Source organism: Acidimicrobiia bacterium, assembly GCA_029210695.1.
Classification (GTDB): Bacteria; Actinomycetota; Acidimicrobiia; order Spongiisociales; family JAHEDJ01; genus JAHEDJ01.
Genome location: JARGFH010000034.1, coordinates 29,305 through 42,031 on the forward strand (window position 1 = coordinate 29,305; position 12,727 = coordinate 42,031).

Genomic DNA, 12,727 nt, shown 5'->3' on the forward strand with positions numbered 1-12,727 from the left:
AACCGGGGGTGCCCACTAGCCTCGGCTCGTGCAAACCATGCGGTGGACTATCTCCATTCTCCTCACGGGGTTCTTCCTGACCGGATCGGCGGCGCCGGCGCTGGCCGCTGATCGAGCCACTGCCGACTTCGTCGTGGTCGGTGTCGACGAGGTCATCGAGGAAGATCTCTACGCAGTCGGCAACTCCGTCGACGTGCGAGGCACTATCGACGGCGACCTCATCGCCTTCTCGGGCAGCGAGGTCCGCATCGGAGGCGTCGTCACCGGCGACGTCATCGCAGTAACCGGCCGGGTCGTCATCGATGGGACGGTCGAGGGCTCGGTGCGGGCCACCGCCGGCTCGGTCTTTGTCGGCGGTGTGGTGAAACGCGACGTTGTCGTCGTGGCAGGCCAGACGGAAGTGACGGGACGGGTGGGTCGAGATCTGCTCGTGTGGGGTTGGTCGCTCAACCTCGCCGGGTCGGTGGATGGCGTCGTCTTGGGGCAGACCCTGGGGACCACCCGGATCTCGGGCGACGTCGGCAAGAACGTCGAGATGACCGTAGGAAGTCTCGAGGTCATGGCGGGAGCGTCGGTGGCAGGTGATCTCGGCTACCGGTCGCCCGACCCGGCGAGCATTGACGAAGACGCTGAGGTGGGCGGTCAGTTCATCCAGCGTGAACCGACCAGGCAGAACGTCCGACTGCGAGCCGTCGTGCTGGTCGGGGCGATTCTCAGCGTCCTCATCTTCATCGTCGGTGGACTGGCGCTGTTCTGGCTGGCACCACGCTCACTCGAGCAGGCGGCCGGTTCGGTCCGATCGAACCCGGTGGCCGCCACGGTGACCGGAACCCTGCTTCTGCCGATCCCGGTATTGATTCCCGCCGTCGTCGCAACGATCGCGGCAACCGCTCAACCCGACGTCGCCTTGCCTCTGGCGCTTGCGCTGATACCCGTCGCTATCGGTGTCCTCTGCCTGTTCGCCCTTGCATCGGTGGCGGCACCGGTGCCCGTCCTGACCGCGGTGGGTCGGTTGATAGCTCCGAACCGCAGTGCCTTCTTCGGGTTTCTCCTGGGTGCCGGGATCTTCTTTGGTGCCGTACTCATACCCGTCGTCCGGTGGATCGTGATTCCCGCGGTCGTCGTACTCGGTCTCGGCTCTTGGGTGATGGGCGCCATGCAAGCGCGTGGGAGCGGCGACTGGGAGATACCCGTAGATATTGACGCATAGCATGCGATAGCGATAGTCTGAGATCTCCACTGAGCAGCAGGAGCGGCTGTGGGTGACCTCCGACTGATCAATCAAACCGGGTTATACCGGGTGGCGTCGCGGTTGGACGAAGCCACCGGCGAGCTTCAATCCAGTGCGCGTGCGCTGATGACGGTCCTCGAGACGGTCCCGGCCGTGCTCGATCACACGACGGCGCTTCATTCTGTGGCTGCCGCGCTCGAGGCGGCGGCCGCGGATTTGCGAAGGCGTCGCCTCGAGGAGCCACCGACGGGGCCTTTCTGCGAAGCCCCAACCATCCAGATTGACCAGCGACCGGTCGGGATGGTCGGCTTCGAAGGCTCCTCCGAGGCCTGGGGCGTCGATGCCGTCGATGACCGCGGCCGATGGTTGCGGGACTCCGTGATTCGAGGGGAGTGGAGCGGCCGGGTTGCGGCTCGACACACCGACATCCACGGGCCGCTCGGCACGTTCTCGGCTTCCGCATTGACCGCCGAGAGCCGGGCGGAGGGGTGGATCGGGTTTGACGACTGGGCACTCGAGCTCGGTGGTGGAGCCGAGGTCGCGCTTCAGCTGGCGCAGGTCGAGTACGGCCTCGACACGGCGTATGTCGACGTATCGAGCGAGGCATTCGTCGGCGGCGAGGCGTCGGCCTTCGGCTACCTCGACCTGGGGTTCGTCGATGGTGACGCCGGTTTCGAGGGCGGAGTGGACGCCTTCGTCGGGATGGCCGCGACGGCAGAGCTCGGAATGGGAACCGATACGGTGGGGCTGATTGCCGGCGGAGAGGTAGGTATCGGCTTCGGAGTCGATGCCGACCTGGCGGTCGGGTACGACGATGGCGTTGCCAGCTTCGATTTCGGTGCGTCGGCGTTCCTGGGCCTAGGTGGTGGAGTCGACATGAGCTTCGATGTCGATTTAGCCGCCATCGGCAAGGTCACAGTCGACGTGATCGAGGGAGCTTCCACCTGGATCGGGTCACTGTGGCCATGATCACCTATGCCGGCAACGGATTCAGATTGGCAGTGCCTCGCGATTGGTCGCGATTGGCAAACGAGCAGCACATCGCCGCCTTTCTCGGCCGGTCCGTCGACGGCGTTAGGTCGTCGATGACGATCAGCCGCTACCGGGGATCTGCCATCGATGCCGCCGGGAGAGCCCGAGAAGACCATGTCGATCGATTCGACGGTCATGAGGTTCTCCACGAATCGTCAGGATGTGACTCCTTCTACCGGCGCTATGCGTGGGCGGGCCCGGACGGACTCCGCATCATCCAACACCAGTTGTTCGCTGCCGGGCTGGTGCTCACCTGTTCACGGGTCGATTCAGCGTCGACGGAAGGTGACGAGAAGATGTTCGTGGCCGCCATTCGGAGCCTCCGTGTTGGGAGCGGCCAACAGACGAGCTCGGAGCGGGAACAACTTCGGCCCGGGTAGTTCTATCAGCGCCCGGCCCAGAGAAGCGGAACCGCACGGAGCGGCGGCGGACGTCAGCCTTCTTCGGCCATCCTGGCGATGGCGACCACCCCGCCGGCGAGGTTGGCCGCCCGAAAGCCGTTGGTTTCGAGCCAGGCCGCGGCATGCTGAGAACGGTTGCCGGTACGGCAAACCACCAGGATCGGGGTATCGGGAGACAGTTGATCGAGGGAGGAGGGGAGTTCACCCATGCTGATGAGCTTGGCGTCCGGTAGGACGCCGGTCTGGGCCCACTCGAAGGGCTCGCGGATGTCGAGCAGCAAGGCATCATGCTCCTCGACCCACTGTTTCCAGGCGTCGGCACCCACCTGTTCGATGTCCATGGCCCCTCCGGCGACTCAACGAATACCCAGAAGAGTGTATCGAGCCTGCCATCTATCTCGATTGCTGCGGATACGGTACCCTACAGGGTACAGGTACCACCGAAAGGCGGATATGCAGTTCGAGTCCAGCACCGTCGAAGAATCCATTCGGCGCCTCAGGCGGATAGAGGGCCAGATCGGTGGCGTGATCCGCATGATGGAAGACAACCGCGAATGCCGCGAGGTGTTCCAGCAGGTGGCGGCTGCCACGAAGGCGCTCGAGCGGGTTGGCTTCAAGCTCCTCGCCTCGCAACTCCGCGAGTGTGTCGTTGATGAGGAGAGCGCCGCCAGAGAGGGATACACCCCTCAGGAACTGGAACGTCTCTTCATGAGTCTTTCCTAGATTGCGCTAGCGTCCGTATCTCATGCTGAGGGATACCCGGGAACGGGCGCTCAAGGACCTGCGCATTTCGGTAACCGACCGATGCAATTTTCGGTGCCGTTATTGCATGCCGAAGGAGATCTTCTCGCGCGAGTATGAGTTTCTCGAGAGGGAACTCTTGCTGTCATTCGAGGAGATCACCCGTCTCGTCAACATCTCCATCGGCCTCGGCGTTGAGAAGGTGCGGATAACGGGAGGTGAGCCGCTCCTTCGCAAGGATCTCGAGCATCTGATCGAGCAGATGTCTACCCTCGACGGGTTGCGCGATGTCACGTTGACCACAAACGGAGTGCTGCTGGAACGCAAGGCCGCGGTTCTGGCGAAGGCCGGTCTGCGGCGGGTCACGGTGAGTCTCGACTCGCTCGACGACGAGGTCTTCATGAAGATGAACGACGTCGGGTTTCCAGTGGCGAAGGTCCTTGACGGCATAGAAGCGGCGGCGAAGGCCGGACTGACCCCCATCAAGGTCAACATGGTGGTCAAGCGCGGTGTCAACGATGAATCGATCGTCGACATGGCCGGGCACTTCCGAGGGACCGGCCACATCGTCCGGTTCATCGAGTACATGGATGTGGGCACCACGAATGGGTGGCGCCTCGATGACGTCGTTCCGGCAGTGGAGATCCTCGAGCGGATCGGCAAACGATTCCCGATTGAACCGCTCGGCGCCAACTACCCGGGTGAAGTGGCTAGAAGGTGGCGGTACGCGGATGGGGAGGGAGAGATCGGGGTGATCACGTCGGTGACCCGTCCCTTCTGCTCGACCTGCACGAGGGCGCGTATCTCAGCAGACGGCCGGCTGTACACGTGTCTCTTTGCCGCCTGGGGACGTGACCTGCGCGGTCTGCTGCGCTCTGGAGCCACCGATGAGGAGATCAGAGCGGTCCTCGTTGATGTTTGGACGAAGCGCGACGACAACTATTCGGAACGCCGATCGTCGGCGACGACGGGTCTTGGCAAGGTCGAGATGAGCTACATCGGAGGCTGAGAAGAGGTTCTAGTGGTCCGTCGCGGATTTGGTGACTTGGTCTCCTGCCGGACGATCCCCGCTGTGGCAGGGTTCGTGGCACTGCCTACCCCGGTCATCAAATAGCAGACAGACCACTAGGTTCTAGGTTTTGGGTCCTGGTCCTGATGGCCGGTCCCCACCCTCACTGCGTGATGTTGAATCCGCTGCTGTACCAGGCCTGAATGCCGCCATCGAGGTCGTAGACGTCGACAAAACCGAGATCCCGCATCGTTCCCATCGCAGTGCCGGAGCGGTTGCCGGAGTTGCAGTAGACGAAATAGGTCTTGTCTTTGTCGAGCTGGTCGAGTTGATCGGCGAAGTTCGACTCGTAGAAGTCGATGTTGACCGACTCGGCGATGTGGCCCGCGTTGAATTCCTCTGGGGTCCGGATGTCGAGGATGACGAAGTCCCCGGAGGCGGCATTGTCGGCGACCAACTGGTTGGCGTCGGCCGCGTTGATCAGTTGAATCGATTGCGTGGCTGGTGCGTCGACGGTGGCCGTTCCGGAGCCGCACGCTCCGAGCAGGACAACTGCAGAGAGGCCGGCGGCGATGATTCGGGTCTTCATGGTGTCACCTCGTTGTTTCAATTGAGAAGCGGCCCCAGCGTAGGAGCCGCCGTCTATGACCTGGTGTCCGCGGCGCCGGCCTGCATCCGGAGAGGGGAGAAGTCGGCGGGAGACTTCAATGGGCCGGAATCGGGGAGAAACCAGCCGGCACCTGTCGGACACCAGATACATCATACCATACAGGGTGGGGTATGCAGGCTCTCATTCATTTTCTCGGCAATGCTATGTATCGTTTTTCGACCATTGCATTGCGGAGAAAACGGGAGTTCAGCCGAACTGGGCCATCCAGGCAGCAGCTTCCCTGGGTGATCGAAGGTGCACCGTCTTCAGGTGGCTGGTTTGGGGAGCTTCGAGTAACACTGCGTATTTTCGCCGGTTCTTCCGGTAGGTGGTTAGAGCCCACCAGATGATGGAATCGCGAGAGAACACAGCGCTGAATCGTTCCCGGTTCCCAGACCAAAGCTCCTCTCTCGTGGCAATTCGTCGCGCCGTCCGAGTCGTCACTTGCCACATCACCCGCGCCAGTCGGTAGTCGAGCCAAACGAGTGTGTCTGCTTTCGGCCAGATGAGATCGCGAACTGCCGAGTAGTTCCCATCCACCACCCATTGGTCGGCGCTGAGCGCCGACTCGACCCGACGGCGTAATACCTCAGGGTGCGCCTCGGTCCAGCCCGGTTCCCAGTGCAGAGAGTCGAGTTCGACGTGCGGCACGCCCAACATGGCGGCCAGTCGGCCGGAGACGGTGGTCTTCCCAGAGCCGCTTGTTCCTACCACCGCGACGCGCTGCACGACGACCCTCGTCACCCGGCCGATGCGGCGGCTTGGACGATCAGGTCCCAGGCGTGGTGGACGTGGCGGTCTTCTGTGTAGGTCTGACCGATGGCCATTCGCAGGGTCAGCTGGCCGTCGAGCTTGGTATGCGTGAAGAATGCCTCACCCGACGCATTGACCGTGTCCAGGATGTGCTGGTTCACGGCGTCTCCGCCACGATGGCGGAAGCAGACCAGATTGACCGGGACCGGGGCCGCCAGGTCGAAGTCGGGATGCTCTCGAACCCGGTCGGCGACCTCCTTGGCCATCCGCAAATGCCCGGCGACATGGTGCCGGAGCCCTTCCACCCCGTAGTGCCGGACCACGAACCACAACTTCAAAGCCCGGAAACGGCGGCCAAGTCCTATCTGCCAATCCCGGTAGTCGATCACTGCGCCGGACTCTGTTGCGGCGTTGCGGAGGTATTCGGGCAGCACCGAGAGCGTGTTGATCAAAGCCGACCGGTCGGCGACGTAGAGAGCTGAGAAATCCAGGTTGGTGAACAGCCACTTGTGTGGGTTGACGACGTAGCTGTCTGCCAGTTCAACGCCTTCGTGGAGCCACCGCATCTCCGGCAGCACCGTCGCCGACCCCGCCAGGGCCGCATCGACGTGAAACCATGCGCCGTGCCTCCTGGCGATCTCTCCGATCCTTCGCACGGGATCGATCGCCGTCGACGATGTCGTTCCTACAGTTGCGATCACAACGGCAGGCGTCTTGCCGGCCGCCACATCCTCCAGCAGCAAGCGTTCGAGGTGTTCGGGCTCCATGGCATAGTCCGCGTCGACATCGACGAGATGCAAGTTTGCCGATCCGATGCCGGCGATGCGTACAGCCTTCTCGACCGACGAGTGAGCCTGGGTCGACGTATAGGCGGTGAGGTGGCCGAGGTCGCCCGTTGCATTGGTAGTGAACCCGGTGGCCCGTTCGCGAGCGGCGAGGATGGCCACCAGCGTCGACGAAGAAGCGGTGTCCTGGATCACCCCGCCCCCCAGCCCAGTCGACAGGAAGGCGTCCGGCAACCCGAGCAGCTCGACCAGCCAGTCCATGACATGCGTCTCCAGCTCGGTGGCGGCCGGGCTGGTCGCCCACAGCATGCCCTGGGTCCCGAGGCCGGCCGAGATCAGCTCTCCGAGAATTGAGGGGGCGGACGCGTTTCCGTTGAAGTACGCGAAGAAGTTCGGCGATTGCCAGTGAGTGATGCCCGGCATGATGATGGAATCGAGATCGTTCAGCATCGCTTCGAACGATTCGCCGGATTCAGGCGGATGAGTCGGAAGCCGGGCGCGGATGTCGCCGGGTTGGACTTGCGACAGCACCGGGTAGTTCTCGACGTCCTCGAGGTAGCCGGCCACCCATTCAATTGCGGCGTGACCGGCCACCCGGAACTCATCAGGCGTCATATGGAAGCTCTTGCGCATGAACGGCACGTTACCCAAATCCCGTTTTCGCGCGGGAATTCCACCCTATAGGGGCAGATCCCCGCGCGAGAACGTTGTTAGTCCTCGTAGTACTCGGAGCCGAGGTGGGTGATCAACTCCTCACCCATCCAATGGCGGAGGGTGTTCTTCAGCTTGATTTGCTGAATGAACAGGTCGTGCTCCGGGTAGAGGCCTTCCGCCACCTGAGGGCTCTTGTAGTAGAAGCTGAGCCATTCCTGGATTCCCGCCTTGCCTGCCCGCCTGGCCAGGTCCATATAGAGCGCCAGGTCGAGCACCAGGGGAGCGGCGAGGATCGAGTCACGGCACAGGAAATTCACCTTGATCTGCATGGGATAACCCATCCACCCGAAGATGTCGATGTTGTCCCAGCCCTCTTTGTTGTCTCCGCGGGGCGGGTAATAGTTGATGCGAACCTTGTGGTAGAGGTCGCCGTAGAGGTCCGGGTACTGGTCGGGTTGGAAGATGTGCTCCAGTGCGCCCAGTTTTGAGACTTCCTTGCTGCGGAAGCTGCCGGGGTCGTCGAGGACCTCTCCGTCGCGATTTCCGAGGATGTTGGTCGAGAACCAGCCGTCCACACCCAGCATGCGTGCCTTGAGGCCCGGCGCCAGGATCGTCTTGATCAGCGTCTGGCCGGTCTTGTAGTCCTTGCCGCTCACCGGCAATCCCTCGCGCAGCGCCAGTTCCAACAACGCAGGCGTGTCGACGGTGATGTTCGGCGCCCCGTTGGCATACGGCACACCCATCGAGAGGGCTGCATATGCGTAGATCTGACTTGGAGCGATCTCCGGATCGTTCGTCTTCAAACCGTGTTCGAACGCTTCGAGGCTCTGATGAACGGCACCCGGCTCGCGGTAGACCTCGGTGCTCCCGCACCACACCATCACCAACCGGTCGCAGGCGTTTTCGGTACGGAACCGGTCGATGTCGTCCATCAACTGCTGAGCCAGGTCGAGCTTGGTCTCGCCTTGCTTGACGTGCGTCCCGTCGAGCAGCCGCACGTACTCCCTGTCGAAGACGGCGGTCATCGGCTCGATCGCCTCGAGTTCGGCTCTGATCGGTTCGAGTTGACGGTCGTCCAGCACCCCGGCGGTGAGAGCGGCTTGATAGGCGTTTTCGGGGATCGGGTCCCAGCCGCCGAAGACCAGGTCATCGAGGCCGGCCAGCGGGACGAAGTCCTTGATCAGCGGGTTGCGTTGCTCGGTGCGCTTGCCGAGTCGGATGCGTCCCGACTGCGTGAGTGAGCCGTGCAGCTGGGTGAGCTCCCTGCGGCCGGCCAACACTCCGGCGATGAAGGTGGTGGCCACTGCCCCCATTCCGGGGAGGAGGACGCCGAGCCTGCCTTCGGCCGGCTTGATTTCGAGTGGTGTGCTCATGACGAGTGGATCCCTTGGGTTGAGATGGTCTCGTCAGCATATGGGTCAACCTGATCAGCGGACAAGTCAATGAAACCATTCAGACACATAAGGAATTCCTATACAATGACCGACATGGACGTCACCGCTCCTGAACTCAACATTCAGCTACGCCAGCTCGCCTATCTGGCCGAAGTCGCACGAGGTACCAGCTGGACCGATGCCGCCGATCGGCTCGGTATCAGTCAGCCGGCCCTGTCCCAGTCCATGCACGAGCTGGAACGCCGGCTCGGTGTCCGGCTGTTCGAGGCCGTTGGGCGGCGGCGGGTGCTCACCGCCGAAGGCAGACAGGCGGTGGCGTATGCCCGTGACGTCCTCAATACCACCGGGGATCTGCGGTCCGAACTCCACGCCACCGGAACGACGTTGCATGGTCGGCTCAGGGTCGGCATGATCGATGCCGCCAGCCTCTACGTGCTCCCCGACGCCATCCATGCCTTCCGGAGCAGACACCCGGACGTGGACCTCGAGCTCACCGTCGCCCCCTCGACCCCACTTCTCGATGGACTTCGCATTCTCGAGCACGACGTTGTCTTCGTCACCGGGCCGGTGGATGAACAGGGACTCAGCTCAGAGGTGATCCGCCATGAGCCGCTCTATCTCTACGGACCGGATGACGGTGATCCCGCCACCGGTGACTGGGTGATGTATCCAAGGAGCAGCCGGACCAGGGGCGTCATCGATCGCTTCTTCGCCGACGCCGGGTGGACGCCGCACATCATTCTCGAAAGTGCCAATCCGGCAGTGCTTACTCAGATGGTCGGCCTCGGGTTCGGATGGGCCGTCCTTCCCGAGGCAGTGGCTGAAGGGGGAATCACTCCCCTCGAGAAATCCCGGCCCGGACCGGTCGCCCGGCGCCTGCTGGCCGCCGTCTGGCGAGCATCCGCCGCCGGCAACCCTCGCCTGGCGGCCTTCCTGGCGGTGGCGACCGGAGCGTGAGGGCTGGTGCGGGGTCGGTCAGCCCGCATTCCGGATCAGCCCGAGAATCAATCCGTCGGTCAGCGCCTCCCACGAGGCTTCGATGACGTTCTCGTGCACTCCGATGGTTCCCCACAACGTCGTGTGATCGGACGTCTCCAAGAGGACGCGCACCGACGCCTCGGTGCCGTCTGATGAGTCGAGCACCCGGACCCGGTAGTCCGTCAGCCGCAAGTCGGACACCTGCGGAAACCGTTCTCGCAGTGCGCTGCGGAGGGCCTGATCGAGCGCATGCACCGGCCCAACTCCCTCCCCGGTCGTCACGACCCGCTCACCATCCACGATCACCTTGACGGTGGCCTCCGCCACCACCTCTTCGTCGGCCCTGCGCTCGGTGAACACCCGGAATGACTCCAGTTCGAAGTACTTCTGTTCCCAACCAGCCAGTTTTCTGACCAGTAGTTCGAATGATCCGTCGGCCGCCTCATAGTGGTAGCCCTGATGTTCCCGTTCCTTGACGACTTCGATCACCCGGGCGGCGAGCTCATCGTCCATTTCGAGGCCCAGTTCGGCTGCCTTCGAGGCGATCGAGGCCCTACCGGCCAGTTCCGAGACGACCATGCGACTGGCGTTACCCACCAGAGACGGGTTGATGTGCTCGTAGGCATCGGGCCGTCGGGCGAGGGCCGACGTGTGGAGCCCCGCTTTGTGAGTGAACGCCGATGTCCCGACGTACGGACGGTGGGGGTCGAGGGTGATGTTGACGACTTCGGCCACGTGATGGGAGATCGGACCGAGCATTTCGAGGCGGCCCTCCGGCAAGACCGCCATCCCTTCCTTGAGGATCAGATCGGGGATGAGCGTCGACAGGTCGGTGTTGCCGGTCCGTTCTCCGTATCCGTTGATGCAACCCTGCACTTGCCTCACTCCGGCCCGGATGGCCGCCAGCGAAGACGCCACCGCAGTGCCGGCATCGTTGTGGAAGTGAACGCCGAGCTGAGCGTCCGGGAAGACCTGCTGAACGGCTGCAACGGTCTCGAGGATCTCGTGCGGCAGCGTTCCCCCGTTCGTGTCGCACAGCACCAGTCGTTCGGCGCCGGCGTCGAGCGCCACCCGGAGGGTCGTGAGGGCAAAGTCCGGGTTGCCGTGGAACCCGTCGAAGAAGTGCTCGGCGTCGAAGAACACCCGGCGGTCGTGGTCACGCAGAAAGGCGACCGACTCCGCCACCATCCGGGCGCCTTCGTCGAGGTCGGTCCGGAGCGCCTCTCGAACGTGGTAGTCCCAGGACTTGCCGACGATGCAGATTGCTTCGGTTTCGGCGGCGAGCAAGGCGGCAAGCTGGGCGTCGTCCTCAACCGATCCGCGCGGGCGTCTGGTCGAACCAAAGGCCACGAGGGTCGCGGTTGTGAAGTTCAGCTCCGAACGGGCCCGTCGGAAGAACTCGTCGTCCTTCGGGTTGGCGCCCGGCCAGCCGCCTTCGACGTACTGCACCCCGAGATTGTCGAGCAGGCCGGCAATGCGCAGCTTGTCGCCGACGGTCAGCGAGATGCCCTCCTGCTGTGAACCGTCCCGCAGCGTCGTGTCGTAGATCTCGAGTGTCATGTTGGCTCCCAAATGAAAAACCCCTCGCGCTGGGCGAAGGGTTGGTGGCGCATACCGATAGCAGGGTATGCGCTCAGTCGATAATGATGAAGGTGGCTGCAGCGGACATGTGGTGGGCAGTATGACTGATGCCCGACGTGGAGTCAATGCAATAGGGGATATCGGGGTCGCCCGAACGCGGACAGCCGGGACCCGCCGACGTCCGCATGGCAGCCAATCTGTCTCGTCCGACTGAATCTGTGCCTGTGGGATTTGTGCCTCAAGCGGTTGTGAGGGGTTGTCCTGCGCTGGATCGGTTCGGAGCAGACCGGAGAAGGCCTACCGACCCTCAGGCCGCCTTCATACTCATCGGATCGTCGAGGTGGAGAGCCCCGCTGCTTGGCTCGCCTACGCCGACATGTCCTGAAGGTCAGGGAAGCGTTGGGCTGAATGCACCGACGAACCCAGTACTCGAACCACTTGGGGGCCATCATCTGCTCGCCAAGCCGTTCGACGAGCTCTGCGACGGTTCGCGTCGGCGCTCGGCAGCCCCCGCCAGAACGGCGCGAATGCGCTCGGTAGTTCAGTTGACCATTGAGGTTGTAGCGTTGTTGTGGCATGATTGTGGCATGACCAGAGTGAGAGTGAGTACCACGGTGGACGAGAGATTGCTCGAAGAGGCAAGACGCCTTCGAGCTGACGTCAACGACGCAGGGCTGATCGACGAAGCGCTCGCAGCGCTACTTGCACAACACAGGGCCGTCGAGATCGATGTGGCCTATAGCGCCTATGACGCTCAGCCGCTCGACCAACCCGACGAATGGGGTGACCTGGCGTCTTTCCGTGAGGCCGCTGGGTCATCATGAAGGATCTGCCAAGTCGCGGAGACGTTTGGTGGTGCGAACTACCTCAGATCTCCCGCCGACCCGTCGTTGTCCTGTCGCGTGACGTAGCAATACCGCGGCTCCGCCGAACGGTGATCGCTCCGTGTACGACCAACATCAGGGGCCTCCCCAGCGAGGTCGTGCTCGAACCAGAAGGCGATCCGATCCCTCGAACGTCGGCGGTGAATCTGGATTCGATCGAGAGCGTCTCGGTCGGAACGCTCACCGAGCGGCTGGGACGCCTGAGCGATGAGCGAATGCGCCAGGTATGCGAAGCGCTCAACGTCGCCGTCAATTGCTGCCCCTGAACGTTGTCGAATCCTCACGAGATCACCAAACCCTGGACAAGAACGAGCACTTGGCGGAGCAACCCCGATCGGCACTTCAAAGGGCGGGTTCTCGGTTCTCGCGAGGTCTACTTGGTGATCGAATTGGACAGGGCTTCCAGTGGTGGTGGTGGTGGTCTCATCCCCGCGTCGGATCATTGAGCAGTAGCCCGATGAGAGTCCGGTGGCTTTCATCCTGGTGTTGAAATGCTGTTGGGTGTGCCATCGTTGGGAGCACATACACGAGGCAAGCCGGACTCAGTCGCTGTCCCGTTGTCAAGGGCCATCTTGATGTCCTCGCTGGTGGCCATCGGCGGTCCTCGCTGGTGGCCAAGAAAGGTCCTTGTGTTT

Annotated in this window: 14 protein-coding genes; 8 read left to right on the forward strand and 6 right to left on the reverse strand. The window is 62.9% G+C overall.

What is annotated here, in order from left to right; all coding sequences use genetic code 11:
* Positions 1–28: 28 nt before the first annotated feature.
* The 3 genes from P1T08_11785 to P1T08_11795 are packed head-to-tail and all read left to right on the forward strand — an operon-like array spanning position 29 to position 2,643.
* Entirely contained in the window at positions 29–1,210 is a 1,182-nt protein-coding gene (locus P1T08_11785; GenBank protein ID MDF1596750.1) for a hypothetical protein, read from the forward strand.
* A 48-nt stretch (positions 1,211–1,258) separates the two neighbouring features.
* Complete coding sequence (locus P1T08_11790; GenBank protein MDF1596751.1) at positions 1,259–2,200, forward strand: hypothetical protein; 942 nt, start codon at positions 1,259–1,261, stop codon at positions 2,198–2,200.
* Entirely contained in the window at positions 2,191–2,643 is a 453-nt protein-coding gene (locus P1T08_11795) for a hypothetical protein (GenBank protein MDF1596752.1), read from the forward strand. The genes P1T08_11790 and P1T08_11795 overlap by 10 nt, the downstream gene beginning before the upstream one ends.
* A 53-nt stretch (positions 2,644–2,696) precedes the next feature.
* Here the strand turns inward: P1T08_11795 and P1T08_11800 are convergent, their stop codons facing one another.
* The gene (locus tag P1T08_11800; protein ID MDF1596753.1) at positions 2,697–3,005 is read right to left on the reverse strand and encodes a rhodanese-like domain-containing protein; all 309 of its coding nucleotides are present in this window, start codon (positions 3,003–3,005) and stop codon (positions 2,697–2,699) included.
* 112 nt (positions 3,006–3,117) lie between these two features.
* Between P1T08_11800 and P1T08_11805 the strand changes: the two genes are divergently transcribed.
* Together P1T08_11805 and moaA are read left to right on the forward strand one after the other, a co-directional pair.
* The gene (locus tag P1T08_11805; GenBank protein MDF1596754.1) at positions 3,118–3,387 is read left to right on the forward strand and encodes a metal-sensitive transcriptional regulator; all 270 of its coding nucleotides are present in this window, start codon (positions 3,118–3,120) and stop codon (positions 3,385–3,387) included.
* 22 nt (positions 3,388–3,409) lie between these two features.
* On the forward strand, positions 3,410–4,414 hold the full coding sequence (gene moaA, locus P1T08_11810) for a GTP 3',8-cyclase MoaA (protein MDF1596755.1): 1,005 nt from the start codon (positions 3,410–3,412) through the stop codon (positions 4,412–4,414).
* A gap of 163 nt (positions 4,415–4,577) precedes the next feature.
* Here the strand turns inward: moaA and P1T08_11815 are convergent, their stop codons facing one another.
* The 4 genes from P1T08_11815 to P1T08_11830 all read right to left on the reverse strand — a co-directional run bounded on the left by P1T08_11815 (position 4,578) and on the right by P1T08_11830 (position 8,628).
* Positions 4,578–5,003, reverse strand: a complete 426-nt coding sequence (locus P1T08_11815; GenBank protein MDF1596756.1) for a rhodanese-like domain-containing protein — start codon at positions 5,001–5,003, stop codon at positions 4,578–4,580.
* Positions 5,004–5,270: 267 nt separating this feature from the next.
* Positions 5,271–5,792 carry an adenylate kinase gene (locus tag P1T08_11820; protein MDF1596757.1) on the reverse strand — a complete coding sequence of 174 codons (522 nt, stop codon included), beginning with the start codon at positions 5,790–5,792 and terminating at the stop codon, positions 5,271–5,273.
* An 11-nt stretch (positions 5,793–5,803) separates the two neighbouring features.
* On the reverse strand, positions 5,804–7,234 hold the full coding sequence (locus tag P1T08_11825; GenBank protein ID MDF1596758.1) for an aminotransferase class V-fold PLP-dependent enzyme: 1,431 nt from the start codon (positions 7,232–7,234) through the stop codon (positions 5,804–5,806).
* Between the two features lie 77 nt (positions 7,235–7,311).
* Positions 7,312–8,628, reverse strand: coding sequence for an inositol-3-phosphate synthase (locus tag P1T08_11830; protein ID MDF1596759.1), 1,317 nt, complete (start codon positions 8,626–8,628; stop codon positions 7,312–7,314).
* A gap of 114 nt (positions 8,629–8,742) precedes the next feature.
* Between P1T08_11830 and P1T08_11835 the strand changes: the two genes are divergently transcribed.
* Positions 8,743–9,606, forward strand: coding sequence for a LysR family transcriptional regulator (locus tag P1T08_11835; protein ID MDF1596760.1), 864 nt, complete (start codon positions 8,743–8,745; stop codon positions 9,604–9,606).
* A gap of 18 nt (positions 9,607–9,624) precedes the next feature.
* Here P1T08_11835 and cimA read toward each other — a convergent pair whose 3' ends face one another.
* On the reverse strand, positions 9,625–11,187 hold the full coding sequence (cimA, locus tag P1T08_11840; GenBank protein ID MDF1596761.1) for a citramalate synthase: 1,563 nt from the start codon (positions 11,185–11,187) through the stop codon (positions 9,625–9,627).
* 608 nt (positions 11,188–11,795) lie between these two features.
* On the opposite strand from cimA, the gene P1T08_11845 reads away from it, so the two are divergent.
* Both P1T08_11845 and P1T08_11850 read left to right on the forward strand, forming a co-directional pair.
* On the forward strand, positions 11,796–12,032 hold the full coding sequence (locus P1T08_11845; GenBank protein ID MDF1596762.1) for a DUF2191 domain-containing protein: 237 nt from the start codon (positions 11,796–11,798) through the stop codon (positions 12,030–12,032).
* Complete coding sequence (locus tag P1T08_11850; protein ID MDF1596763.1) at positions 12,029–12,358, forward strand: type II toxin-antitoxin system PemK/MazF family toxin; 330 nt, start codon at positions 12,029–12,031, stop codon at positions 12,356–12,358. The genes P1T08_11845 and P1T08_11850 overlap by 4 nt, the downstream gene beginning before the upstream one ends.
* Positions 12,359–12,727 lie beyond the last annotated feature (369 nt).